The organism is Candidatus Hydrogenedentota bacterium, from assembly GCA_013359265.1.
Lineage (GTDB): Bacteria > Hydrogenedentota > Hydrogenedentia > Hydrogenedentales > SLHB01 > JABWCD01.
Genome location: JABWCD010000011.1, coordinates 81,048 through 107,333 on the forward strand (window position 1 = coordinate 81,048; position 26,286 = coordinate 107,333).

At 60.4% G+C, this 26,286-nt stretch carries 24 protein-coding genes; 11 read left to right on the top strand and 13 right to left on the bottom strand.

Annotated elements, in window-relative coordinates:
* Window positions 1-245: 245 nt before the first annotated feature.
* The 4 genes from HUU46_11715 to HUU46_11730 all read left to right on the top strand — a co-directional run bounded on the left by HUU46_11715 (window position 246) and on the right by HUU46_11730 (window position 4,839).
* The gene (locus HUU46_11715; protein ID NUM54303.1) at window positions 246-2,030 is read left to right on the top strand and encodes a PQQ-like beta-propeller repeat protein; all 1,785 of its coding nucleotides are present in this window, start codon (window positions 246-248) and stop codon (window positions 2,028-2,030) included.
* Window positions 2,031-2,127: 97 nt separating this feature from the next.
* Complete coding sequence (locus HUU46_11720) at window positions 2,128-3,489, top strand: PQQ-binding-like beta-propeller repeat protein (GenBank protein ID NUM54304.1); 1,362 nt, start codon at window positions 2,128-2,130, stop codon at window positions 3,487-3,489.
* 101 nt (window positions 3,490-3,590) lie between these two features.
* Window positions 3,591-4,586, top strand: a complete 996-nt coding sequence (locus HUU46_11725; GenBank protein ID NUM54305.1) for an aldo/keto reductase — start codon at window positions 3,591-3,593, stop codon at window positions 4,584-4,586.
* A gap of 13 nt (window positions 4,587-4,599) precedes the next feature.
* On the top strand, window positions 4,600-4,839 hold the full coding sequence (locus HUU46_11730) for a hypothetical protein (GenBank protein ID NUM54306.1): 240 nt from the start codon (window positions 4,600-4,602) through the stop codon (window positions 4,837-4,839).
* A gap of 246 nt (window positions 4,840-5,085) precedes the next feature.
* Here the strand turns inward: HUU46_11730 and HUU46_11735 are convergent, their stop codons facing one another.
* The gene (locus HUU46_11735) at window positions 5,086-5,646 is read right to left on the bottom strand and encodes an ankyrin repeat domain-containing protein (GenBank protein NUM54307.1); all 561 of its coding nucleotides are present in this window, start codon (window positions 5,644-5,646) and stop codon (window positions 5,086-5,088) included.
* 301 nt (window positions 5,647-5,947) lie between these two features.
* Here HUU46_11735 and HUU46_11740 point away from each other — a divergent pair, with 301 nt between their 5' ends.
* From HUU46_11740 to HUU46_11760, 5 genes are all read left to right on the top strand, one after another.
* Window positions 5,948-6,397, top strand: a complete 450-nt coding sequence (locus HUU46_11740) for a hypothetical protein (protein ID NUM54308.1) — start codon at window positions 5,948-5,950, stop codon at window positions 6,395-6,397.
* A 203-nt stretch (window positions 6,398-6,600) separates the two neighbouring features.
* Entirely contained in the window at window positions 6,601-7,752 is a 1,152-nt protein-coding gene (gene sat / locus HUU46_11745) for a sulfate adenylyltransferase (GenBank protein NUM54309.1), read from the top strand.
* Window positions 7,753-7,890: 138 nt separating this feature from the next.
* Window positions 7,891-8,112, top strand: a complete 222-nt coding sequence (locus HUU46_11750; GenBank protein ID NUM54310.1) for a DUF433 domain-containing protein — start codon at window positions 7,891-7,893, stop codon at window positions 8,110-8,112.
* Window positions 8,113-8,119: 7 nt separating this feature from the next.
* Window positions 8,120-8,386, top strand: a complete 267-nt coding sequence (locus HUU46_11755) for a helix-turn-helix domain-containing protein (GenBank protein NUM54311.1) — start codon at window positions 8,120-8,122, stop codon at window positions 8,384-8,386.
* Between the two features lie 8 nt (window positions 8,387-8,394).
* Window positions 8,395-9,750, top strand: coding sequence for an alkaline phosphatase family protein (locus HUU46_11760; protein NUM54312.1), 1,356 nt, complete (start codon window positions 8,395-8,397; stop codon window positions 9,748-9,750).
* Between the two features lie 166 nt (window positions 9,751-9,916).
* Here the strand turns inward: HUU46_11760 and HUU46_11765 are convergent, their stop codons facing one another.
* From HUU46_11765 to HUU46_11790, 6 genes are all read right to left on the bottom strand, one after another.
* Window positions 9,917-11,587: a ribulokinase gene (locus tag HUU46_11765; GenBank protein NUM54313.1), complete on the bottom strand. Its 1,671-nt coding sequence runs from the start codon at window positions 11,585-11,587 to the stop codon at window positions 9,917-9,919.
* A 27-nt stretch (window positions 11,588-11,614) separates the two neighbouring features.
* On the bottom strand, window positions 11,615-12,631 hold the full coding sequence (locus HUU46_11770; GenBank protein NUM54314.1) for a DUF1573 domain-containing protein: 1,017 nt from the start codon (window positions 12,629-12,631) through the stop codon (window positions 11,615-11,617).
* Between the two features lie 131 nt (window positions 12,632-12,762).
* Window positions 12,763-13,323, bottom strand: coding sequence for a nucleotidyl transferase AbiEii/AbiGii toxin family protein (locus tag HUU46_11775; protein ID NUM54315.1), 561 nt, complete (start codon window positions 13,321-13,323; stop codon window positions 12,763-12,765).
* Entirely contained in the window at window positions 13,310-13,597 is a 288-nt protein-coding gene (locus tag HUU46_11780; protein NUM54316.1) for a hypothetical protein, read from the bottom strand. Before HUU46_11780 ends, HUU46_11775 begins: the two co-directional genes overlap by 14 nt.
* Before the next feature lie 154 nt (window positions 13,598-13,751).
* Window positions 13,752-15,974 carry a beta-lactamase family protein gene (locus HUU46_11785; GenBank protein NUM54317.1) on the bottom strand — a complete coding sequence of 741 codons (2,223 nt, stop codon included), beginning with the start codon at window positions 15,972-15,974 and terminating at the stop codon, window positions 13,752-13,754.
* Complete coding sequence (locus HUU46_11790) at window positions 15,961-16,485, bottom strand: RNA polymerase sigma factor (GenBank protein NUM54318.1); 525 nt, start codon at window positions 16,483-16,485, stop codon at window positions 15,961-15,963. The genes HUU46_11785 and HUU46_11790 overlap by 14 nt, the downstream gene beginning before the upstream one ends.
* A gap of 184 nt (window positions 16,486-16,669) precedes the next feature.
* Here HUU46_11790 and HUU46_11795 point away from each other — a divergent pair, with 184 nt between their 5' ends.
* Window positions 16,670-17,812 carry an MOSC domain-containing protein gene (locus HUU46_11795; protein NUM54319.1) on the top strand — a complete coding sequence of 381 codons (1,143 nt, stop codon included), beginning with the start codon at window positions 16,670-16,672 and terminating at the stop codon, window positions 17,810-17,812.
* Window positions 17,813-17,948: 136 nt separating this feature from the next.
* Here the strand turns inward: HUU46_11795 and HUU46_11800 are convergent, their stop codons facing one another.
* Window positions 17,949-18,620 (bottom strand): DUF1080 domain-containing protein, encoded by a 672-nt coding sequence (locus tag HUU46_11800; GenBank protein ID NUM54320.1) that lies wholly within the window; start codon window positions 18,618-18,620, stop codon window positions 17,949-17,951.
* A 151-nt stretch (window positions 18,621-18,771) separates the two neighbouring features.
* Between HUU46_11800 and HUU46_11805 the strand changes: the two genes are divergently transcribed.
* Complete coding sequence (locus HUU46_11805) at window positions 18,772-19,332, top strand: hypothetical protein (protein NUM54321.1); 561 nt, start codon at window positions 18,772-18,774, stop codon at window positions 19,330-19,332.
* Between the two features lie 283 nt (window positions 19,333-19,615).
* On the opposite strand, the gene HUU46_11810 is transcribed toward HUU46_11805, so the two are convergent.
* The 5 genes from HUU46_11810 to HUU46_11830 form a co-directional block, all read right to left on the bottom strand.
* On the bottom strand, window positions 19,616-21,595 hold the full coding sequence (locus HUU46_11810; GenBank protein NUM54322.1) for a carboxypeptidase regulatory-like domain-containing protein: 1,980 nt from the start codon (window positions 21,593-21,595) through the stop codon (window positions 19,616-19,618).
* A 97-nt stretch (window positions 21,596-21,692) separates the two neighbouring features.
* The gene (locus tag HUU46_11815; GenBank protein NUM54323.1) at window positions 21,693-23,729 is read right to left on the bottom strand and encodes a carboxypeptidase regulatory-like domain-containing protein; all 2,037 of its coding nucleotides are present in this window, start codon (window positions 23,727-23,729) and stop codon (window positions 21,693-21,695) included.
* Between the two features lie 28 nt (window positions 23,730-23,757).
* Window positions 23,758-24,381, bottom strand: a complete 624-nt coding sequence (locus tag HUU46_11820) for a hypothetical protein (protein NUM54324.1) — start codon at window positions 24,379-24,381, stop codon at window positions 23,758-23,760.
* A 166-nt stretch (window positions 24,382-24,547) separates the two neighbouring features.
* Entirely contained in the window at window positions 24,548-25,825 is a 1,278-nt protein-coding gene (locus tag HUU46_11825) for a tetratricopeptide repeat protein (protein ID NUM54325.1), read from the bottom strand.
* 5 nt (window positions 25,826-25,830) lie between these two features.
* On the bottom strand, window positions 25,831-26,217 hold the full coding sequence (locus HUU46_11830) for a RidA family protein (GenBank protein ID NUM54326.1): 387 nt from the start codon (window positions 26,215-26,217) through the stop codon (window positions 25,831-25,833).
* Window positions 26,218-26,286: the final 69 nt, after the last annotated feature.

The window sequence follows — 26,286 nt, forward strand, 5'->3', positions numbered from 1 at the left end:
GACAAGGAACGCTCGATCCACTTGGGGATCCTTGCCATTCAACTGCATGGCGTTTCCGCGCAACGCCGTATTACACCATGAAACCGGTTCGCGACAAGACCCTCTCGAACGCGCTACGCAACGGCTCCGACATCAACGCCCGGCTTTCCCTGGCGAACCACTTTATCGATTATTTACAACTCCGTCCTGTATGCTGTTGACGGTCAATCTTGGTGCTTCCCGAGTGCAAGGCGAGGAATGCTCGAATGTCCGACCCGACCGACGAACACGAAGAATCTGTCTCTGCGGAGGAGCCCGCGCGAGGACCCGGCCCGGAGACTCCATCAGCGCCCGTGCGCCTGAACGTCGTTCCCGCCGTTATCATCGTCGCCGCGCACATGATTGTGCTCGCGTTCACGGTGACGTTGCCAACGGTCTTCGGGAACGCGGTCGGCATCGTCGTCATGCCGATCCTGGCGGCGCTGCTGCTCGCCATCTGGTGGCTCGGGTTTAGCCGCGCGCCCTGGCGCGACCGAATCGCGGGTTTGGGCATTTTCGTTGCAGTCGTGGCGTGGACGGTCGTGACGCAGCCGCAGTACCAAGCAAGAATTCTGTCCGTCTCGCTGCCCGTCCTCACAACGGGAATCGTCGCGGTCCTTGCCGCGACCATGTGGTCCGCGTGGCCTGCGCAACGCACAAAAGCGCTGCTGTACATGATCGCCTGCGCCGTCATCTTTCCGTTGTTTCGCATCGACGACGTGGGCGGCAATCTCGCACCGAACATGTCGTGGCGATGGAGCGCGCCGCCGAAACTGGCTGTTGACAATCCCGGCGGAAGTGCGGCATTGCCCGAAAAGCCGGGTCCGCTCGATTGGCCCGCGTTCCGAGGCCCGCAACGCGACGGCGTGGCGCGCGGGGTCGCCATCGCGACGAATTGGAACGAACAGCTACCGAAAGAACTGTGGCGCAATCCCGTCGGCCTCGGCTTCTCGTCCTTCTGCGCGATTGGCGGCTATGTCTTCACCCAGGAACAGCGCGGTGACACCGAAGTGGTCGTGTGCTACGAAGCCGGTAGCGGCGACGAGGTTTGGATCAATGGATTGAAGGCGCGTTTCGACGAGGCGGTCGGCTCCGGCCCGCGCGCAACGCCGACGTTTGACAGCGGCAAGCTCTACACGCAGGGCGCCACGGGGATTCTGCAGTGCCTTAACGCCGCGACAGGCGAGCAGGTTTGGCAAGCGGACGTCGCCAAGGACACCACCGCAAACGTGCCGGAGTGGGGATTCTCGAGCTCACCGCTCGTCACCGACAAGTTTGTCGTAATGTACACCGGCGGCGTCAGCGATTCCCGACAGGAATTTGGAGCGGAAAACGACGCTGTCATTGCGTACGACAAATCCACTGGCGCGAAAGTGTGGTGCAGTGGCGCAAGCGCGCCCGGGTATTCGTCGGCCCATCTCGCCGATCTCGGCGGCGTGCAGCAGATTGTTATGACCAGCGGGTTTGGCGTGCAATCGTTCGACCCGACAACTGGTGCACTGCTGTGGGAAAACAAATGGCCCATTCGGATGAACCCGCGCGTCGTGCAGCCCATGATCGTCGATGGCGGCCGCGCCGTGCTCGTCGGTACGGCCGAAGGAAAAGGCACACGGTATCTGCAAGTCGCGCTAAACGAGGCCAAATGGAACGTCACGGAAAAATGGACGACGCGCGAGTTTCGCCCGTACTTCAACGACTACGTCCTCCACAAGGGCTACTGCTACGGATTTGACGGAAACACGCTCATGTGCATCGATTCCGCGACGGGGTATCGCCGCTGGAAGGGCGGTCGCTATGGCGGGCAGTTGCTGCTGATCGAGAACTCAAACGTGTTAATCGTTCTGTCCGAAAAGGGTGAACTCGCGCTCGTGCGCACGAACCCGAGTGAGTTCGAGGAAATCGCGCGGTTTCAGGCGCTCACCGGCAAGACGTGGAACCATCCGGTAGTCGCCAACGGGAAACTCTTCGTGCGCAACGCGGAGGAAATGGCGTGCTTCGAGCTGCCGGGCTAATTCACGAAGACTCTACGTCTTCGTGCTCGTGCTCGTGCTCGTAATCGTAATCGTAATCGTAATCGAATACTCGACGTAATCCAGGGAGTACAAGTACATGTTCAGTAGGATCTCGACCCGTTCACTATCTTTCGCGCTCGTCTTCTTCATCATCTCGATCGCCAACGCCGACGCAAACTGGCCGCAGTTCCGCGGCCCGGAAGCCCGCGGTGTCGCCGAAGGCGCGAACCTCCCCGACACCTGGTCCACAACGGAAAACATCGCGTGGAAGACGGACATCCCCGGCCGCGGCTGGTCGTCTCCGGTGGTGTGGGGCAACCGCATCTTCTTTACGACCGTCGTGAGCCAGGGCGAAGTCGAGGCCGCAAAGAAAGGCCTCTACTTCGGCGGCAATCGCGACAACGCGCCCGACATGGTCCACATGTGGAAGGTCTATTGTCTCGATCTCGAATCCGGAAAAGTGGTTTGGGAAAAGCAGGTCCACGAAGGCAAGCCCGTCACGCCGCGCCATATCAAGAACAGTTATGCGTCGGAGACGCCCGTCGTCGACGCCGAGCGCATCTACGCGTTTTTCGGAAATCTCGGCGTCTGGTGCTTCGATCATAACGGCAGAGAACTTTGGAAGGTGCCGGTCGAGCCGAAGAAAACCGGCAACAACTGGGGCACCGCCGCGTCGCCGGCGCTGCACGACAACGCGCTATACATCTGCAACGATAACGAGGAGCAGTCCTACTTGGTCGCGCTCGACAAGAAGACGGGCAAGGAAATCTGGCGCGTGACGCGCAACGAACAAACCAACTGGGCGACACCTTTCGTGTGGGTGAACGAGAAGCGCGCCGAAATCGTCACTCCCGGCTCCGGCCAGGTCCGCTCGTACGGTCTCGACGGCAAGGAACTGTGGTCGCTCACCGGAATGTCGAGCATCACCATCGGCACGCCCTACGCGGCGCACGGCCTGCTGTACATCAGTTCCGGCTACGTGATGGACAAGCGCCGGCCGGTGTATGCGATCAAACCTGGCGCAAGCGGCGACATTTCGCTCTCCGACGGGCAGACCGCGAACGAGTTCGTTGCGTGGTCGCAGCCTCTCGCCGCTCCATACAACCCCTCGACGCTGGTCTACGGCGATCGCCTCTACGTGCTCTACGACCGATCGCAGTTGTCCTGTTACAACGCGAAGGACGGCACCCCCATCTACGATCGCCAGAAGCTTCCCGGCGGCGGAGGCTTTACGACCTCGCCGTGGGCGTATAACGACAAAGTGTTCTGCCTTGATGAAGACGGCAAGACGTATGTTGTGAAGGCGGGCGATACGTTTGAAATTCTTCGCGAGAACAAACTCGCCGAGGACGATATGGGCATGGCGACTCCCGCGATTGTGGGAGACAAGCTGATACTGCGGACCGCCGCGCGGGTGTATTGCGTGGCGAAAGGCGCGAAACTCTCAAGCGCAAACTAATCGCTATTGCACGTTCGCGCTTGTGCTCTCGCTCGTCATCGTAATCGTATCTCGATATCGGGCGGAGCAGAATCTATCGGTCATCGGAACGATGGTGTACAATGACGGCGTTGGGCTTCAACGGCGATCAGGGGCCCGCGGCCACGCGAAAAGGCATTCTGGAGGATTCTCCCATGCGATGGATAACCCGGCGTGAATTCATGAAGCGGTCGGCAGTGGCCACCGCGGCGAGTTTGTCAATGGCGGGGCTGCGTCCCGCCTGGGGGGCCGAAACCAGATTCTCCGGCACGATGAAACGCACGCTCGGCCGGTGCGGCGTGCAATGCTCACTCCTTGGTATGGGCACCGGCACCCAGGCGTGGAACGGCAGTTCCGCGCAAAACCGAAAAGGGCGCAAAGCGTTTGTCTCGCTTATCGAGCACGCGCACGCCAGCGGCGTCACCTACTTCGATCTCGCCGACATGTATGGCGCGCACGATTACATGAAGGATGCAATGAAGAACACCGTCAAGCGCGAAGACGTTCTGCTCCTCACGAAGACGGTGTCGCGCGATCCCACCCTGATCAAGGCCGATCTCGAGCGGTTCCGGCGCGAGTTGGACACCGACTATATCGACGTGGTCTTGTTGCATTGCCTCACCGAACCCGGGTGGACGGAAAAGCTGAAACCGTGCATGGACGCGCTGGCCGACGCGAAATCGAAAGGCCTCATCCGTGCGCACGGCTGCTCGTGCCACAACTTCGGCGCAATGGAAACCGCCGCGGACTCGCCATGGACCGATGTGCTCCTCGCGCGCATCAATCCCTTCGGCATTAAAATGGACGCGAAAAACCTTACGCCCGACGGCAAGACGAAGGAAGTACTCAACGAACAGGAAGTGCTCGATGTCGTAGCCGTGCTCAAACGCGCGCGCGACAACGGCGTTGGCGTGCTCGGCATGAAGATCGCCGGCGAAGGCGCCGCAAAGGACCGCATTCCGGAGTCGCTACAGTTTGTGTTGTCCTCGGGCGTCGTCGACGCGCTCAACATCGGCGTGCTCGATCCCGGCGAAATCAACGCAAACCTCGAGTACGTGGATCGGGTGCGTGTGGCGTAATCGGAATCGCATATTGATCGGCGCACTTGCCGGGGCGTTGGCTTTGTATTGCGCACCGGGCTGCGCGAGTTCAACCAGCGGAATCGAGGTTCCGCACGTAAAGTCGGAGCAGCCGGACCCGTACCGCGACGATCTGTTGGAGCGTATCAAGCCCGAAACCCCGCCGGACCGTCCGGCCGAGGACCTTCCGATTGATCCGTTGCGTACCGCCGCGCGCACCGATCAAGAATCCAAAATCGAAAGCCCAAAATAGTATTAGAGCGTTTCAAGGTCGACTGCACCGCGTGCTCGTGACTTGTCCTCCGAAGCCGATCGGGCGAAGGAGGATCCTGCGCGTCATCGTACTCGATCTTCTCGAGTATCGAGTGCGAGTACGATGACGACTCACAAGCAGGAGCACGAAACAGACAGTGTGCTCAAACTTGAATTGCGCTAGCCCGGCCCCCGAAACCGGGCGCCGGGCTTAATCAAAACACCGCTCTCTATAGGTAAGACGGTACTAATACGTTCCGCCGTACGCTCCAATCAGTTCCGCCACTTCGTCGTAGCCCATCATCGACGCCACCGCCAATGGCGTCATGCTCGTGTACGAATTATCGCGCGAGTGCACATCTGCGCCCGCGCTCAACAACAGTTCTGCGAGGTCCGTCCGCCCGTTCAGCGCAACCCAATGCAGGCACGACATGCCCAGGCTGTCCATCTCGTTTACGTTTGCGCCGTTTTCGATCAACGCGCGAACCGAATTTGTGTGTCCGCGGCGCGCCGCCTTGTGCAACGGCGTTTCGCCGGTCACGTCCCGCTCCCCGGGGTTCGCGCCGGTCGCGAGCAACTTTCGTACTGCGTTCTCCATGCCCCAATACGCCGCGCGCTGGAGAAGGGTGTCTCCGGCGGCCTGGTCCGGCGCATCCGCCAACTCCTGCCGGATCATCACCTCCTGCAGGCCACGGTGCCCGCTCTTCAATGCGCGGCTCATGGGAGTTTCGCCCTCGCGATCCATCGTGTAGAACCAATGGATGGTGGCGTTCCGCTCTCCGTCGATCTTGTGCTCACAGGTAACCATGCCCCGGAAATGAGCAACAACGGTGCCGAAGCCACGCCCGCGAGTTCCACCGAGCTAACCGGTTCGGGTACAGCGGGATGCGGCAGGCGGCGCGGCGCTCTGTCGCGAGAACCCAAACTCCGGCCACGTTGAATATCTGCCGGCTCGACAGGTTTTCGGCACCCTAAATGGCCGGGGACCCCGATTCTCGTGGACCCCTTGCGGCGCGGCGGATCAAGGGATATACTACGCGACCGTCCCAAGTGGTGCGGACATTTTTGGGTGGAAGACCTTAGGCAAACAGGAACAAGAGGGTAGAGTCGTGCGTAAGACAGCATTATTTTCGATTTGCGGTGCGCTGGTGATGGTGTTGGCGTTGGCGGGTTGCGCCACGAGCGGCGGTGCATCGACCGCGAAGAAGGGCCCGAGCGACGAGGACGGCGTGAAGGCCGCGCTGGAAAACTGGAAGACCGGCATGGAGGGCAAGGACCTCGCCAAGCTCGGCGCCGGTATTTCCGACAAGTTCAACCACTATGAGTGGGGCAACAAGGAGCAGATGCTCGGGTTCCTGAAGTCGCAATTCGAGCAGGGCACGCTCGATGGCACAAAGATCGATGCCAGCAAGGCGACGCTCAAGATCGAAAACGGCGTGGCGACCGTATATCCGGTTGAAATGGTCGCGTCGTTCGGCACCGCCACGATTGAATTCAAGCTCGAGAAGGAAGCGGACGGCGTCTGGCGCGCGACGGGTATAAACGTCGAAGGCGTGTAATCTCGCAATAGACGCAGATTCTTTTTGCGGCCGGAACGGCAGAATACCGTTCCGGCCGGTTCAGTTTTCGCTACTCTACCCAAATTTGTGTCCACTACCCGCCGAATTCTATACTATTTGTTTCTGCGCCCATGGGTGCCCAGTGGGATTTTGCCCCGTCGTGCGGGCGCGCAACCCTCAACGGAATTGGATGGAGAGATACTATGTCGTTGCCCCCGCATGGCGGCACTCTGGTGGACCGCTTTCTGACTGGCGCCGCGCTCGATGCCGCGAAGGAAGCGGCCAAAGGCCTTCCGCGCATCAAGGTGGATTCGTACTGCGCATTCGATATCGACTGCATCGCAAAAGGCATTTTCAGCCCGCTGACGGGCTTCATGGGCGAGGCGGAAGTCCGAAGCGTCATCGACACGATGCACTTGCGCCCCGGAATTCCGTGGACTATTCCAATCCTGTTGGCCGTGACGCCGGAAGTTGCGGACAAACTGCCTGTCAAGTCGGATGTCGCTATCGAGGACGATGAAGGCGACATCGTCGCCATTCTGCACCTGAGCGAGAAGTTCCACGTAGACCACCGGGAGATCGCGGAAAAGGTCTATCGCACGACGGACGAATCGCACCCCGGCGTCGCGTACACGCTCGGCCTCGGCGACGTGTTTCTCGCGGGCGATATCGACGTGCTGAAGGCGCGCGTCATCGAACACCAGGAATATAACCTCACGCCGAAGGAAACCCGCGCGGCGTTCGAACATCACGGCTGGAAACGCATCGTCGCGTTCCAGACGCGCAACCCGATCCACCGCGCGCACGAGTACCTTACGAAATGCGCGCTGGAAGTGTGCGACGGCCTGCTCATTCACCCGCTCATGGGCACCACCAAGAGCGACGACATCCCCGGCGACGTCCGTATGGAATGCTACAAGACCATCGTCGATCTCTATTACCCGAAGAAGCACACGCTCCTGTCGATCATGCCCGTGAACATGCGCTACGCGGGACCGAAGGAAGCGATCATGCACGCGATTGTCCGGAAGAATTACGGGTGCACGCATTTCATCGTGGGCCGCGACCACGCCGGCGTCGGAAACTTCTATGGCACGTACGACGCGCACTACATCTTCAACGAGATCGACGCGAAGGAACTCGGCATCACGCCATTGTTTTTCGACCACACGTTCCACTGCAAAGCCTGCGGCAACATGGGATCGATCAAAACCTGCCCGCACGACAAGGAACATCACACGCACCTCAGCGGCACGAAGGTGCGCGAGATGCTCAAGGCCGGCGAAATGCCCCCTGTCGAGTTCAGCCGCCCCGAAGTCGCCAAGGTGCTTATCAAGTGGGCGCAGAGCACGTAACCGCGATTCACTGATTTCTCCTTGTAGCGCCCGGCCTCCGTGCCGGGCGTTTCTTTTCTTCCTGAGCAAGCCGACCTTGATCGCAAATATACCCGGCAATCGATTGCTCGCAAACCTCGGCGCGCGTAAAATTCCTCTATGGTTTCTGAGCACTTGTTATCACGCACCACCTATAACCCGGAAATCTGCCACGGGAAGCCGTGTATTCGCGGCATGCGCTATCCCGTTGAATCAATAATGGAGTACCTGAGCGGAGGCGAGGAGATCGAAACTCATCTTGCTACTTTTCCCGATCTTGAGCGATATGATTTACTCGCCTGTATTGAGTTTTCGCGACGGTACGGATCGAACAAGGCGTAGCTCACACATGAAACACATTGAGTATCATTCCAATCTTGCGGTTCCTCCCGGCGAATATGTCGATGAAGTGTTGAGTGACTTGGGGATGACGAAGCACGAACTCGCGCGGCGCATGGGATGGACTGTGTCAAGACTCGATGCGCTTGTCGAGGGTAGTGCGCCAATCGAGGCCGAGACCGCTGCCTTACTGGAAAGCATTCTCAAGGTTCCGGCCCACATTTGGACGGGGCTAGAGAAAGAGTATCGTTTCGTGTTGGCGCTGAAAAAGCACTGAGCGCGACGATGCCGCCCCGCGTCCTTGTCATCGGCCTTGACTGCGCGGCGCCGCGATTTGTCTTCGGGCCGGACGCGTTCGATCTCCCGAACCTCCGCGCGCTCATGGAGCGCGGCTGCTGCGGCCCGCTCGAAAGCTGCCACCCGCCGATCACCGTGCCTGCGTGGGCTTGCATGACCACCGGCAGGGACCCTGGCGAGCTTGGCTGCTACGGGTTTCGCAATCGCGTCGATCGTTCGTACAACGAAATGGTCACCGCGAACGGATCGTCGATCCGCGAGCCGCGCGTGTGGGACGACCTCTCGCGGCACGGCAAACAGTGCATCGTCCTGGGCGTGCCGCAAACGTATCCGCCCAAACCGTTGAACGGCTTTCTCGTCTCCGGCATCGACACGCCCGACGTCACCGTCGACTACACCTACCCAAAGTCGTTGAAGCGCGAGATCGAACGCGCGTGCGGCGAGTACATCCCGGACGTGCGCGACTTCCGCACCGACGATAAGTCAAGCCTACTCGCGCGCATCTACGCGCTTATGGAGAACCGCTTCGCCGTTGCGCGATACCTGATGAAAGCCAGGCCGTGGGATTTTTTCATGATGGTCGAGATGGGCGTCGACCGCCTGCACCACGGTTTCTGGAAGTACTGCGATCCATCGCACCCGAAGCACGTCCCCGGCAATCCATTCGAACACGCGTTCCGTGATTTCTATTCCGCCGTCGACACGCAAATCGGCCAACTGCTCGCCGTCGCGGGCGAGAACGTCACGACGATCGTCGTCTCCGATCACGGCGCGAAGGCAATGCGCGGCGGACTCCGCATTAACCAATGGCTCATCGACAACGGCTATCTATGGTTAAAGGGACCTGTTGCGCCTGGCACGCGCCTCGAAGATTGCGCGATCGATTGGGCGAACACGCGCGCGTGGAGTTCCGGCGGTTACTACGCGCGCATCTTCCTGAATGTGATAGATCGCGAGCCGGAAGGATGCATCCCGCAATCGGACTACGAAAACTTGCGCGATGAAATCGCGGCAGGCATTCGCTCGATTGCCGGACAGAATGACGGGCCGATTCACAACATCGTGCTGAAACCAGAGGAAGTCTATCGAAAAGTCACCGGCATCGCGCCCGATCTCATTGTCTATCCCGACGATCTCAACTGGCGCGCCATCGGCACGGTCGGACACGATTCCATCTACGCCGATGAAAACGACACCGGCCCCGACGACGCCAACCATGATTACAATGGCATCTTTATTTGCGGCGATCGCTCGATTGCGCGGCCACATACAATTTTCGAAATGGCGTCGCTGCTGCCCTCAACAATGGGCATCGCAGTAACCAGCACGGCTAGTGTAATTTAAGAAATGCCGTAGCAGGTATGTCCCGTAGGTTTCCGTGCAAATCGAGTGTGCGATTACGATTACGAGCACGATTACGAGCACGAGCACGAAAACGCAGCTACGTAGTATCTCAAATTGCTTTAGTACGTGTAGGACTGGTACCTACGATGAGTCCTATGCGACCTGTTCATCCATGCACGCTGTGCCGCACCGCCTTCAATTCCTTCATCGCGGCGTCTCCGCCTTTGAGGCCGAAGAGGTCATGCAGGCGACGGTAGATGGCGTAGATCTTCTCGTACGCTGCGTGTGCATCTTTGTTGGGTTTGTACACGGTGTCGCGCAGGCGGGCCATTTTCTTAGCGGCGGCGGTGATGTCTGCGTAACCGCCGGCTTCGACGCCGGCCGCCACGGCGCCCCACATCGCGGAGCCGAGCGCTACTGTTTGGTCGCTTGCGCTGATCTTAATCTCTCGGTTCGTTACGTCCGCGAAGATCTGCATGAGTAGCGGGTTCTTTCCGGGCAATCCGCCGCATGCATACAGCTCCGTAATGGGTACGCCGCCGGCTTCGAGTTGCTTGATGATCGTGTAGGTGCCGAACGCGGTGCTCTCGAGAATGGCGCGGTACATTTCCGCGGGTGTTGTCGATAGCGTCATGCCGATCATCAGGCCGCTGAGATCCGCATCGACGAGAATGCAGCGGTTGCCGTTCCACCAGTCGAGACACACCACGCCTGACTCACCAACCTTCAGCTTCGCCGCTTCCCGGCCGAGGTAACCGTGCACGTCGAGTCCTGCTTTCTTCGCATCGTCGTACACGCTCGCAGGCACGCAGTTGTCCACAAACCACGCAAAGATATCGCCGACGGCGCTCTGCCCCGCTTCGAATCCGTAGTAACCGGGGAGGATTCCGTCCTTCACGACGCCGCACATGCCCTCGACTATCTTCTTCTCCGTGCCGCAGACCATGTGACACAGGCTCGTGCCCATGATCATCACCATCTTGCCCGCTTCGGTAACGGTCGCTGCAGGCACGGCGACGTGCGCATCGACGCCACCCGTGGCGACCGCTGTCCCCGGTTTCAATCCCAGCTTCTTCGCCACTTCCGGCAGCAGGCCGCCCGCGCGGACCCCCGCAGGATAAATGTCGCTGCGCAACTTCTCGGCGACGATGTTCTCGAAGCGCGGGTCGAGCGCCTTGAAGTACTCGTTGCCGGGGTATCCTTCGTCCCACATCGCCTTGTACCCCGCGACGCATGCGTTACGCTTTTCCTCGCCGCAGAGTTGGAGGACGATCCAGTCGCCCGCTTCGATCAAACGGTCCGCTGCCGCGTAGACCTCGGGCGCCTCGTCCAATATCTGCAACGCCTTCGGGAAGAACCACTCGCTCGAAATCTTCCCGCCGTACCGCGCCAAGAAGTCTTCGCCACGCAGCGCCGCGACCTCATTCACCTTGTCCGCTTCCGGCTGGGCGGCGTGGTGTTTCCATAGCTTGACCCACGCATGCGGATTGGACTCCCATTCCTTCTTCATGCACAGCGGCGTGCCAGCCTTGTCGATCGGCAACATCGTACACGCCGTAAAGTCCGTGCCGATGCCAATCACGTCGTCCCCGCTGACACCCGCTTCCTTCAATGCGCGCGGAATCACCTTCTCCATCACGGTGAGGTAGTCGCGCGGATTCTGCAACGCCCAGTCGGGCGGGAGTTTCTTGCCTGTGGTCGGCAGCGTGTCGTCAATCACGACATCGGGATACCGCTCGACCGCGGTTGCGACTTCTTCCCCGTTGTCCACGGCGACGACCAGCGCGCGCGCCGATTCGGTCCCATAATCCAACCCCAAGACATACTTCCGCGCCATGCGTGCCCCCTTGCGTTTTGAATGGATTTACGGTGCGGCGATGTTCGAGACGGCGGCCGCGCTGGCCGCGCCCAAATCGCGCTGATAAATCGTGAACACGGTCTGTTTGCCCAGATTTCCGTCAAACTCGAACGACAAGAACCCGCGCATCGTCAGCCGGTCGGCGGAGCGCACAAACGTGACTGACAAGGTCTGTTCCGCCGCCGGTTCCTTCGGCAGCGCGACATCGCGAATCGTACACACCTTCGGCGTGACCGACTTGATCGTGAACGGATTGCCCTTGGTGCTCTTCAACGTGATGGCCACGGTTGCTTCGTCCTTGCCCGGATCGAACTTTACGGTAATCGGCGCGGGCGTGATTTGAATCGCAGGGATCACGTTTACCGTTACCGTCAGGTTCTGAACGCCTTTGCCGTCCTTTTCGAATTCAAGCTCCGCGAGCACGGGCCGCCTGCCCGCAGGCAGCGGGTTTGTCGACTGCACGACCAACACGTGGTCGGCGCCGTTCTCCGGCCCTTCGATCGCGACAGAGACATCGCGCGTACGCGTTTTGACGCCCAGCACCTCTAAGCCTTCGACCCCCGCGGCGATGCGCAACGGAATCCGCGCATTGAGCGGGTCGCCCTGCCCGATCTCCACGGCCAGGTCCTCGGCGGCCGCTTCGATATACGGCGCGAAGGTGACCGACGACGTAAACACCAACGGTTCCGCCAACGGCGGATCCGTCACGATGCGAATGCTCTTCTTGCTCGTGCCCGCGCTAGTCCCGGACACCTCGTACGTCACTTCCCCGCGCGCCCCCGGCGCGATCGGGTCCTTTGAGGGAACCGCCGTCGTGCATTGGCACGTGGACTTCGCGTCCGTAATCGTGAACGGCACGGTCCCCGTATTCTCCACGTAGAACGTGCCCTTGACCTTGGTCCCCGCGAACACGGTCCCGTGGTCCTTGCCCGCCTCGACGAGCTTCGCCTGCGGCGCGTCCGCCGCCCAGGCAGCCGTCAAGACCATCCACACACCGGCAACAAGCGTTGAAAATACTCGCATCGTTGGTCGCAGCCTCGTTACACAGCGTCCACACCCGGACGCACTTGGCCATCAGTATAGCCAACACAATCCATACCTGCACCCCGGGCAACGAAGCCGAAGGGCAAGACAACGGAGAGGTGCTGCCGCACCTACCGGAGCGCCTCTTGGAGCAGCATATCTAGCTCGGTTGAAAGTTGGAGGTGAGTGGCCAATTCTCCAAGCAGATCCAAGGAAACCGTTCGCTGCCGTTGCAGTACGTGGACGGCGTCGTGCCACGATTTTTCGCTGCCCATTGTCCACCAGATCAGCTTCGACATAATGCAATCTTCGACCGAGGCAATGGGAACGACGACTCCCGGGAAAATCTCCCGTTTGACACAGCGCTCCAATTCACCGGGCACGATCTGCTTTGCGTGGAAGTCCACTTTGAAATACGTTTGCTTATCGAGCGCTTGAAACATTCCATGGGACGCGAGCGCCCCGCGCGATGATTCGAGATCGATGTCGAACGAGTCTTCCAGTTCCGCCACAATGGCGGGTAAATCGCGATGACCGGATGGCAGCATGACGGAGAAATCAACGTCGATGGTGAGTCTCGGTACGCCGTAGTAAGACGAAACTACGCCGCCCGTCACGTGATGTTTGATCGACAAACGGCGTAAGGCGGACGAAATACGAAGGATCGTCTTGCCGATCTTATTGTCGTCCATCGGCAGCTTCGATCCGATCGAGCATGCGCAGGGCCGCGGGGTCAGCCGCGTAAAAGCGCCGGGCGACGGCAATGCGGAGCGCCTTTCCGCTCAACGATGGGCTTTCCTGACGAAGTTGAAGGGCGTACATCGCCTTGACCGAGTCGATCATGTCCTGCACTTGCAGCAACGCAAAGTAGGGCGGGCGCTGATCAAGGGCTTCCAAATACTTGCGGTCGACATAGCTCAATTTCGATCGGCTATCCGCCCGCTGAATCGTATCGTCCGTGTTCATTGCATAAGTCTAGCATGAAGCCGTCGCGCCGCGCTCCCGGCCTCGTTTCTGGATCCTGCTTGGGAATGCCGCCAGAGCAATCACGCTTAATTAAGAAGTAAACAGCGCACATCGAACAAAAGCGCCGCTGTCATGGCGCACTCCAAGGCACAGCCTAGCTCGGATTGCTCGTCTGCCGTTGTTCGGCATCCTTGCTGGACCTCGCGCTGTTTTGCACGATTCGCCACGCGGCGGCTTCGGCCCTTGCGATGTCGCCGTCGTTTGAGGTGACGGCGACGACGGTTTTCGTTTCGGGGATGAACGCGACGAGTGCGTACCACATGGTGTTCGATCCGTTGTGCCAGTAGACGTCGTACGGGATATTCGCGGTGGGTCCTTTCTTCACCCAGCCGCACGCGTAGTCGTCGAGTTCGGGCGTGTGCAGCAGTTTGTAGGTTTCGGCGGAGAGCAGGGTGCCCTGGCCGAGTTCGCCGCGCAGGTGTTCGGTTGCGTAGGTGCAGAGGTCTTCGAGCGTCATGTGCACGATCCCGGCGGGGCCGATGATGAATGTGTTGTCGGCGTCCTCGCCCGCGGCTACTTTCCACCCGAATGCCGTCGTGTGGCCCTGCGGTTGTTCGAGTTTTTTGTCCAGACTCTTTGGCGGGCCGAAGCCGGCGCTCTCGAGCGCCAGCGGTTCGAAGACTTCTCGTTTTACGAGGTCTTCCCAGGTTTCGCCGGTCGCCTGCTCAGCCATGGCGCCCGCGATAGTGAAGCCGACGTTCGAGTAGGCAAACTCCGTGCCCGGCGCGTGTTCCGGTTTCCCGGCCATTACGTTCAGCACCGCCTCCCGCCGCGCCTGCGTGCATTCGGGACCGAGTGCAGGTTTCTTCCGGCGGACGCTCACGGAGAAGTTCGCCGGCGCGCCCGAGGTGTGCGTCAGCAGTTGCCGCAGCGTGACCAGTTTCCAGTCGTCGTGAATGACTTCATTCGGAAAACATGCGCCGACGGTGTCGGTCCATTGCATCTTGCCCGCTTCGACCAATCGCGCGATCATGGTCGCTGTGATCGATTTGGTGATGGATCCGAGGTGCCATTGATCGCCGATCGAAAGCTGCACGCCGCTTCGCGCCTTGCGATCCCCGTCCACCGCGGAACCGACAAGTTTCCCATCGACTACGACCATTGCGGCGAGGCCGACGAGTTTGTTTTCTTGTCGAAGAGTGGGGATTAGTTTCGCGAGCGGGACGAACGGTTCGTTGCGGGATTTTGCGCGGAACTCCTCCAGTTGTTGCTCACTAAACTCACGTTTCTCGGCCGCGGCCCTGACGGCGCGGCGGTTGGCCGAGGTCATGGCGACGTCTTTCGTAGTTCGCGCCACGGGCGTTGCGGTTGACAATACATCCAACTTCACGGTGTCGCGCGGCTTTTGGCCCATCTCGGTCAAGACCTGAACCAAGTCTTCCCCGAATCGTTTCTGCCACTTGTCTCCATACGTGCGCTGGCAGAAAGCCACGATATCCTTGACATCCGTCCCATCGATGGAAAAAAGCAGATGCCACTCGCCGTCAATTTCGACCACGGGAGCGTCTTCCGCCCACCGCACATCGGTAAAGGGCGCGAGCTTCTCATAACTATCGTCGTCGAGGTTGGCGAAAACAAAGATGCCGCCAATTCCGATCGCCAAAAGTATCAACGCTACTAATGTTGCGATGATTGTCCGGCGCGGCGAAATCGATTTATAGGAAGACTTGCCCGTCAATATCGGATATGCGCCGCTGACTTCGCCTGTCGTTTCATCGGTGAGGCTGGCAATAAGCGAGAGCAGTTCTTGGCGGCGCGGTTCCAGACGTTTCCGCACTTCACGTTGATTCAGAACATAAAGAAACGCATAGAGGAGTGCTACAAAGAGCGACGGAAGCGACGCAACCACGAGCGCAGGCGGCCAACTCATGCCGGTAGACCTGCATGCATCGACGAAGAACACGAACATCGGGAGGGCATAAGGCAGCAAATACCACCACACAATATTTCGGAGTAGCCAAATCTGATGCTCGACCTGCGTCAGGGATTCCTTTGCACTGATGAGCAGGGGTTCGTTTGGCCCGGGGAGTTTGTGCTTGTGGCGCCAGCGGTCCACGAGGATGAACACAATGCCCCACACAATTCCGATCATGACGAGGTACCATGTCCAGGGAAGCGAAAGCGCGTAACCCATGATGACCCATGCCGGCAGCATGACGAGTGCGACGCCGACCTCGCGATAGTCTCGTATCAAGATCGCCGTCCGGAATTCGCGTTGGGAGCGCTGCACTTCCTTCAGCAACGTATCGGCATCAAAATTGATGCGCGTTTTAGATGTTCCCGCCTGCCAGGCCTGCTGAAATTCATCCGGGGACATGTGCGCTCTCCTTCATCAGATCGCTCAGCGCCTTTTTCGCGCGATTCAGCTTCACCCCGACGTTGCTTTCCGAGATGCCCAATATTTCGGCCATCTCCCGATAACTCAGGTCATCGAGGTACAGCAGCACCAGCGCAGCATCGGCCTTTGGTAGCTGGTGTATTGCTTTGTAGAGCTGCTCGACGGTATCTCGATGCTGAACTTGATCGGCGCTGTTGGACCCCACCGTTGCCGAGTGCACTTCGAGAAGTGGTTGCTGAGTCAGGCGCCGCGGCTTGTCTTTTCTGTGCCAATTCATCGCGGTGTTCAATGCGATGCGATAGAACCATGTCGCCGCGCTTGCGCGGTGCTCGAACGTCGGTAAGGAGCGCCACGCCTGGAGCAGAATCTCCTGCGCCAGGTCCTGGCAGTCCTCGGCGGTGAGGGTGTAGGCGCGCGCGACCTTCATGACGGAGGGGCCATGTTCGTTGAGCCAGTTCATGAACAGGGCCTTTTGGTCTTCGTCGCGCAACGCAGCACCTCGTTCCAAATGTATTGGTAACCCGAATCGGAGTTTACTTACAAAGAGTATCCCGCAGACGAACAAAAGCGGGCGGGCGGATGTCATCGTAACCAGAGTGTAGGCTCAGGTTGCAGTTGTTCGCTATACTCAGCCCCGAGCGAGGCGGCGATATGCACGAGGCGGGTCGAATCCAATGAACGTGGGCATTGTTCGAGAGGTGTGGCGTTACCCGGTGAAGTCGATGGGTGGCGAGAGGATGGAAGCGTGCGAAGTCACGCAAAGCGGATTGGCCGGTGATAGGGGATGGGCGTTGCGGGATGAGGCATCGCGGGAGATTCGCGGGGGGAAGAAATGGCCGGCGCTGATGCAGTGCCAGGCAGGGTACGTCGGGGGAGGGACAGACACCGAAGCGGTGATGGTCTCCGTTGTGGAAGGCGTTGTGGAAGGGACAGACACCGAGTTTCGCTCCGCCGAGCCTCCGCAAAAGTCGGTGTCAGTCCCCGTGCCCGCAGAGCCTTCGCAGAAGTCGGTGTCAGTCCCCGTGCCCGCCGAGCCTCCGCGAAAGTCGGTGTCAGTCCCCGTGCCCGCAGAGCCTTCGCAAAAGTCGGCGTCAGTCCCCATGAGTAATCATGTTTCGATTCGCTTTCCGGATGGGTCGGTGATCGCCAGCGATGATGCAAACGCGAATGACCGTCTGTCGGAGTTTCTCGGTGCGCGGGTGTCATTGTGGCCGGTGCAGCCTGCGAGCGATAAGGCGCATTACCGGCGCAGACAGCCGGGCGCGTCGGTTGTGGGATGGATGGGCAGGTCGAAGACGTTCCGGCGCGTGTTGCAGGCGGTCGCGCCGTATACGCCGCTGAACGCGCAGTTGCGCGGTGAGTTCAGCCGGGAAGCGGACGAACCGATTCCGGACTTGGCCGAATTGCCCGGCGAACTCTTCGAGTTTGCAACGCCGCCGGGGACGTATTTCGACGCGTTTCCGATTCACCTGCTGACGACGGCGTCACTCGATGCGATGAGGAAGGTGAACCCGGAAGCGGCGTGGGACGCCCGCCGGTTCCGTCCGAATTTATTGATCGAGACCGCGCCGGGGATTGAGGGGCTTGTCGAGCGTGAGTGGGGCGGCCGCACGATTCGTATCGGCGGCGTCGAGTTGCAGTGCACAATTCCGACGGTGCGTTGCGGGATGACGATGCACGCGCAGGACGGGTTGCCGAAGGACCCGTCGATATTGCGATCGATCGTCCGCGATGCCGCGCAGAATTTCGGCATCTACGCGACGGTTGTTGACGGGGGTAGGGTGCAAGTGGGTGATAGTGTGGAGATCATTTCCTGAGGGATCAAAGCAGAGCTTTTCAAGAGCGCGTTACCAATTGGAAATTTGGTAACGAGAATGTAGGTGGAAACTTGGTAACGCACGAGCACGATAGAGCGGTCACGCCGTCCGTTTCGATTGAATGCGAATGCTGTGTCTATAACGGTTTAATTTTGATGTTGCGCCAGGCGACTTCGTAGGGCCCCTTGTCGCCGACGCCGTGGACCTGGAGGCCGATGAAGCCTTTCGGGTGCGACGCGAGTTTCGCTTCGTCGACGAGGTCTTCTATCTGCTGGCCGTTAATCCAGGTTTGGATGCGCGGGCCCTGCGCGACGACGCGGTAGCTGTTCCATTCGCCTACTTTGAAGGCCTTGTGCAGATCGCGCGTGCCGTCCGGCGACATCCATCCGCCGCACGCTTCGCCGTAAACGTAGCCGGAATCGGAGCCGTCCGCACCGCCCGCGGCGATTTCCACCTGCGGGCCGTTCACGCGTCCGAATTTCTCGCCGCCTTCCGGCGCTTTGGTCTGCGAGCGAATTTGCACGCCGGAATTGAGTTCGGGGTTGAACAGTTTTACGTCGAACATCAGCTCGAAGTCGCCGTAGTCCTTCTCGGTGCACAGGAACGAATTCGGGCTGTTCTTCTCGGATCGGCCCACGATCGTCCCGTCTTCGACGCGGTACGTTGCCAGGCCGTTCTTCTGAATCCACCCGTTCAAGGTTTTGCCGTCGAACAAAGTAATCCAGGCGCCGGTCGTGCCTGAGGTCGCGCAGCCCAGGCCAAGAGAGATGAGCAATACGAGTGTAGCGGCTATCGCTTTGTGACTCATTATGTGTGGTCCTTCCGTAAGGTTTTACCCATAAGTACTGGTCATGACCCTTCATACAGTTTACACCTCCCGGACGGCAGAACTAAATCTACGCGAAGGTGGGTGTGCAGCGTTTTGCGCGCCGTTCCAGTTTCGCTGGTATACTTGGAGCATGATGTCTGCTCATCCCAAATCCGTGCGGCGCAGGCTGTTGACCGTGCTGTACGAACATTATTTGAAAGACCCGCTCGAGATGCTGACGCCGGAGGACGTGTTGGCGGACAGCATGGTGCCGCGGGAAGATCTGCTCGCGAACATTCATTATCTGAGCGACAAGGGGTACGTCGAACTGATGATGGGGTACAACCCGCCGTGGTTCGCGGCAACGCGCATCACCGCGAAGGGCATCGACCTTGTCGAGAACCGGTTCGAGTTCAACCTGCAGTACCCGCCCGCGCCGGGAGACATCGAGGAAACGTTTGCGAACGTGCCGTCGCTCATGGAGCGCCTGGTGCAGGAAGCGGATTTCTCGCCGCTTGACGGAGAAGAACGGAAGTGTCTCCTGCGCGACGTACTGTATCTGCGCGACGAGTTGGCGCGGCCCGCGGTGCGGTGGCGCGCGCACGTGGTCGAGACGATGGTGAAGTGGATCGAGGGCTATTTCGAGGACCCGGCCGCGACGTTGCCCGTGCTGGCTGAGTTGAAGGAAGCGATCAAGGAACAGCGGGAGTGACATCCCCCGGTCCGCTACCGCGGACCACCCCCTTCAAAAGGGGGATGAATGCACGCGTCGAGAGCGTTTCGAGGTCGACTGCACCGCGTGCTCGTGACTAATCCTCTGAAGCTGATCGGGCGAAGGAGGATCCTGCTCGTCATCGTACTCGATCTTTTCGAGTATCGAGTGCGAGTACGATGACGACTCACGAGCAGGAGCACGAAACAGACAGTGTGCTCAAACTTGAATTGCGCGAGCGTGTCTAACCGGTCAGACGCAGCAGACTGTTCTCTAGTACCGGCTATCCGGCTTCGCGGCGCAGGCTCTTGATGAGTTCGAGCAATCTTCCGTCCACATCGTAATAGCGGAGGATACCTTTCTTGTCGATGAGCACGATCTGCGGGATTGCGAAGATATCGTAGAGGTCGAAGGTTACTGTTTCGTTGTCGATGCCGACGGGATACGCGACATGGTACGCGCCGATGTACTCGGTCACGTCTTTCGAGTCGCTGCCGCTGTCGTGAATGCCGATGAACTTTACGTCGCCCGCGTCGCGAAAGGCCTCGTAGAGCGTATTCATCTGCGTGAGACGCAATAATCCCTTCGGTGTCGTATCGAACCCGCCCCAAAAGATCAGCACGACGACACTGCCTTTCAGCGATTCCATCGTGAGTTTCGGCGGTGCGCCGCCTTCGGACGCCAGATTGAACCACTGCTTGCAGTCGATTTCGGGCGCGTCAACATTGCGGAACCCGTCGAGTTTGTTCGTCACGCGCGCGGGATTGCACGGCGCGAGGTTCGGCTCGAATTCCTCCAACGCAATCCGTTGTGGCTGGAGATCGGCAAACATTACTGTAAAATCTTTGCGCGTGAACCGCCGCGTGTGCTCCGCGCGGAACGTGGCCGTACCGCCGCGCGGCGCTTCGTCGAGCCGCACCGAAAACGCTCCGTCGGCGCCGGACACAGTCCACGCCTGCGGATCGAGATCGATGGACGAGACGATGACGTTCGATTGCGGCGCGCCGGTTTCGTCGACGACCGTGCCCGTGATTTCCGGCAATTCGGTGATACGTATCGGGTTCGCCAGCGTAATGTCCTGGCTCAACACCTTGATCTCGATGTCCGTGCCCTTTTCGGCGATGTACCCTTCCGGCGCCTGGACGTGTACTTTGCCCGCGCCCGCGCCCGCCGTGAGGGTAAACGCTCCGTCCGCGCTGGTAATCGATTCATCGTAGACCGTGTCCTCGGCGACATACTGGACCGTCACGCCGCCGACCGGACTGTCGTCCTTCCCCGTCACGCGTCCCGCGATGCGGTAGCCAACTGTAAGCGAAACGTCGCACTCGGTTTCTTCCGTATCCCGTGCGACGCTGACGCGTTTGGGCGTCACGCTCGCGTAACCCGTGTAGCGAGCGACAACAAAATAGTCGCCGGGTTCCACCAGCGCGCGATAGAACCCGTCCGCGTCCGTGCGCGTTTCCTTGTATTCCTTCAGTGGCGGCGGGCCGGACCGAAGGATGGATACGCGCGCCTTCGCGACACCTTCCTTCGCATCGTTCGTCACGCGGCCGGAAAGCGCGATGCCTTTTACCATTGGCAGGGTCAGCGGCTTCCCGCCGGCGGGATAGCTGGGCACGCGATGCTCCGCAAACTCGCGGTGCGTGATCGTGAAGCTCACGTAGCTGCCCTTGGGCAGCATTGCGATTTGCAGTTCGCCGGTTTCATCGCTGCGCGGGTTTGGAAAGCCGAGCCGTGAGAGGTCCTCGACCGAGACGTGAAACGCATCGTTAACGTACATCGTCAATACGCTTGCGCCAACGATTGGAGATGGAGGAGTAGACGCGGCCGTACGCGGATCGATCCGCCGCTCGATGATGCGCGCTGAGATCGTGTCCGGCTCGCCAAGCGCAATGGAAATCGCCGCGTCGCCCGCCACCAAGGCGTCGAGACCGCCGCACGAATAGCCGTCCTTCCACGCGACGATCTCGACGGGGCCGACCGCTACATCCTGAAACGTAAATGCGCCGTTCGCGTCACACTCCGCTTTTTTGGGTGTGCGGTCCTGATTGAGCCAGACCAGAGCATTTGGAACAGGTTTCGCCTGGTTGTCTATGACCGTGCCGGAAATTGTGTAGGCAGGGACGGAAAGAGTAAGCGCGAGGCTGAGGCAAAGGTACGCGACGTAAGCGGCGGCGCGAGACGGAAGATTTTGGATTCTGGATTCTGGATTCTGGATTGAAATGCGAGCCGCCGGCGCCTGGATACGTTGTGAACGCAGCACAAAGCGCAAACGATGGTCCCGAAACCCTGGACCGCCATGCGCTGATTTGTCACCTAATCCAAGATTCAAAATCCAAAATCCAAAATGAGTTGCTGGATCATCCTGCCGGCACGAACGCGGATGCCGGCGGCATGCCCAATGTCTCGACCGCAACGCGGCCCGTTGAATCGAGCACGTATGTCGTCGCGGGACCGGGCGACTTGCCCTGCATGACCAAGACGTTGTCCGGCGCCGCACCCGAGTACACACCGTCCACTACGGCGACGCACAACAGGTCGGAGTTGCGCAACGTCCTGTGCGCGGACGACAGTGCATCGATCACCATCGCGGCTTCGCCGGGCGCGGTGTACACGACGACGGCGGCACGGCCCACGCGCAATTCGTCGGGCGAGGGCAAAGTCCCCGAGACCGTCTTGCCGGTATACCACTCCAGCTTCTTGCCGGCCAATCCTTTGGACTTTACAACGCGCTTGTCCTTAGCGTCGTCTGGTTCGCGTATGACGATGCGGCCAACGTCCTGTGTGGCGGCCGGTGCGATGTTGAACGGAATCGATCGGCCAAACAGGTCGTTGCCCGCGTTCGCGAGGCACGCCGCGGGAACCAGCGGCACTGCATTGTTCCAGACGAACCGGCCGTCCGCGCCGGTCGTGGTACGCCACAACGGCAGGGGTTCGTCGTCCGCGTCGCTCTGGAACAGGCCGCCGACAATCGCGCCTTCGATCGGTTTGTCTTTCGCGGTGACGACGGTGCCCGACACGGCGCCCAGCGCGAGCAACTGCACCTTCGCGTCCTTCGCCGTGCCCGCATCAAGCGAGAACAACGCGCCTTCGCGGCGCTGCGGGTGTTCGGCCATGCCGACGATCTTGCCGCTCGCGGGCACGCTCGCGACGTTGAGCGAAACGCTTCCGGCGTCGTCGGTCACGTACCATCGGTATTGCATCGGGCGAATCAATCGAACGATGACGCCGGGGACCGGTTTCTGATCGGCGTCCACCACGACCACGCGGTATGCCGGCAAGGGTCTTAGCCAGTACGTTGGCAAGACCGCGGTTTCGCCCTGCTTGACGCTGAGCGTAACGTAGGGCCGCTCCGGCTTGACATATCCCGCCGCGGGTTTGACCTCGACGGTGTTTTCGCCTTCGACCGCGGTGAACTCGAAGGTGCCGGATGCGCCTGTTGTGACAATGGCCGCGCGCGATCCGAACGCCGACAACGCCACGCGCGCACCCGCGATGGGCGACGAGGTGACGGCGTCGCGCACGTCGCCGCGAATGGTCCCCGTTCCCGCTACGCGCAGCACCACCTCCTGCGTGGGTTCCTGTCCGGAAACGGTCAGCTTCTCCCAACCGGGACTGCGCAGTTCCATGCTCGCGGACTGATACAGGTACGCGCCCGGGTTGAGCCGCACCATGAAGTTTCCACTAATGTCGCTCTTCGCGAGGGTTGTCGTGATCGGTTCGCGCGCCGTGCTGATCACGATGGTCGCGTTCGACACGGCCGCGCCGCCGTTGCGCGAACGCACGCTGCCCCGCAGCAGCACGCCTTCGTACAGTTGCACGCGCGCCGCCGTTTCGCCGACGGTGAGATCGCCGACGCTCTGCTGTGCGTACGAGGGATGTCCCACTTTCAAGGCAACCTTCGCGCCCGTAGGGAGCAAGGGAACCGTAAACCGGCCCTCCGCGTCGGAAGCCGGCTCCTCGAAACCGAACTGCGCCAGCTTGGCGCAGGGCACACCGACCGTTGCGTCGCCTTGCAGCAACACGCGGGTGATGCGCGCGCCCGCGACCGGTTTGCCGCGTGTGTCCACCACGCGCCCGCCGACCGTGCCTGGAGCGAGCATCGTAATGCGCACGTCCTTGATGTCGTCGGCGGGCCCCGCGTTGACGCTGGCGCCGTTGAACGCATAACCATCCGCATATGCGAACACGCCCAGCAATCCCGCGGGCAGCGAGTCAAACGAAAACGAACCGGTTGCATCCGTGCGCGTTTCCAGCAGCGCCGCGCCGAGGCCCGCCTCGACCCACACGCGCGCGTTCGCAACGCCCTGATTTCCCGGGGCGGTGACCTGGCCGGACAGGGCTGCCGCGAAGGCCCAAAAGGGACACAACAGGATCGCAGCAGATACTCGCGTCACGTGATTGACTCCTGGCGGCGCGGGGCGCTTATCGTTCGCTCGCGCGCAGACCGGAAAACTTGCAGGGACCCTCGAGCGCACGGATGCCCGCGCGCCCCGCGGCGGTAAGGCTGTCGTCCCGCAGTTCCGACAGCGGTTGGCCGTCCACGTACACCTGGATTCTATCGCCCTTCGCTTCGACACGCAACGCGTGCGGCACACGCGGGGTAATCTTCGCCGCCTCGGTCAACATCAGCATCCACCGCCCGCCGCTGAACCGCCACACGTTTGCGCCGTTCGCGAAAAGCGTTGCGGCGTACATGTCCGTGATCACGCCGTCCTTCTCCTGCGCGCGAAAGATCAATCCCGGCGCGCCGCCGCCGCTGTAGTTCACGTTCGCCTCGATGGCGAGGTTGCGCGCATTGAACCCCTTCAGCAAGCCGATGCTCACACCGGTGCCGTCGCGCACTTGGCCTTCCGCGATTTCGACACCATCCGGGACAAGGTTGGTAATCCCGTCCTCGAGCGGAGTCCACGGTCCCGCAACGCCGCCGCCCGCCTCGCGCGCGGATTCGAGCGTCGCGAGGTCGATGGGCTTTGGATCGGGTGTGGTTGCGCAGCTAATGGGAAGAATCGCGACGGGAATAAGAAGTGTCGGGACAATTGCATTCATTCGCAATCGTAATCGTTTGTGTAATCGCGATCGAGAATCGAAGTTGGAAATAGTATCGCAGAAGGATTTCATCGTGTAGATAGTAGCGTTAGCTCGAAATTCCTGGGACCCAATACTCGACTACGATTACGAGCACGAGATCTCACATTACGGAACGTGAAGTGGCTTACCGCTGGGCCAGTTCGGTACCAATCGTTTGCACGACTTCGCGCTGCAACAGGTCGTAATTGAGGCGGTGGCTTTCGATCAGCGATTCCTCCGCACTGGCGCCTGCGCGCAAACTTTCCAACATCGCGGACATGCCCCGGGCGCCGTATTTCTTCCAGAGAAAATCGACGGTCGCGTGCGCTTGCCGGTATGCGAGGTTCAGCGCGTCGGGATCGAGTTTCTTCAATTGCGCCTGTTCGAGATCGGCGAGCGGGAAGAGCAGGCCTTGCGCGTTGGCTTCGCGCAGAAGCGCCGAATCCGCCGCGCTGAGGTCGTTCGAAAACGTTTCGGCGAGGCCTTCGTTGTACCACCACGGCACCTTGTTTCCCGCCCACGTCCGCACGACGACGTGCGTGTACTCGTGATACAGGCGGCGCGTCAGTTCATCTTCCGCCAGGACGTTGCCGGCCTTGTCGCGGATCGGCACGCGGATTTTTCCGTCGTACACCGCGCCGACGTGATCGCCGAGCAGCGTTGCACGTTCGAAGTCCTCGGCGTCGTACACGCTCACCTGAATCGGCGCGGGCGGATACATGCCGGTCTTCACGCCGATCTCGCGGTACGCGCGTTCGAGAATGCGCAACACCTTGTTCAGGTCGACGCCGTTAATATTCGGCTTGTGCAGGTACTCGAAGTGCGACGACGCCGACTTGCTGAACGAGTTCTCGACGCTCGCTTCGCGCTGCGCCTTCTCGAGCTTCGCGTCGAGCCCGCGGCGGCCCGGATCGGTTTCGCGCACGTATTCCCACTGCGCGACCGCGTCGGCGACGTTGTTCTGTTTGTAGTACGCGTCGCCCAACAACTCCTGCGCGTCGAGATTGGCCGGATCGAGTTCGACCGCCTCCGCAAGCCGCGCGGCGGCGTCGGCGTTCATGTCGACGTGAAGATAGTACGAACCCAACTGGATCAGCGGCGACGCATTTTCCGGATCGACAGTGATGGCCTGCGCGAGCAGCTTCGTCGCCGTGTCGAAATCCTCCGCGCGCGCGTATTCGTTCGCCTGCGCCTGAAGCGCGTTGCACAGATTGCGGCGGACAGTCGGGTTCGCGCGCTCCATCCGGTACGCGCTTTCGAACGAGTGGATCGCCGATTCCCAGTCCTTCGCGTTGTACGCCTGCACGCCTTGCGCATTGTATTCCGCCGCGGACGATTCCGCGAACGCGGGCGACACGGCAACGATAATCGTTGCCGCCACGACCGCGGCAATACAAAAACAACTTGGCGATAACGTCCGCATGCGTGCTATTCGGGGAGGATGGCGATGGCGTCGATTTCGATTCGAAAATCCAAGGGAAGACGGCCCGCCTGAATCGTCGTGCGCGCGGGCGGTTCGCTCGGAAAATACTCTTTGTAGATGCCGTTCATCTCGGCGAAGTTGTTCATGTCGGACAAATAGACGTTGGTTTTCACGACATGTTCAAGGCCGGAACCCGCGCCTTCGAGCACTGCCCGGATATTGTCCAACGTCTGCCGCACTTCCACCTCGAACGAGTCCCGGCGCGGGCCGCTGCCGTCAGGCGCCATGGGCCCCTGGCCGGACAAAAAGATGAGGTTGCCCGCTACCGTCGCATGACAATATGGGCCCACCGCGGCGGGGGCTTTTGGTGCATTGACGCAGCGCTTCTTCATGGACTTCTGAACCCGTTTTGTACCAAGACCATAGACACAATGAAGTTACCACACGGCCCGTTTATGGTC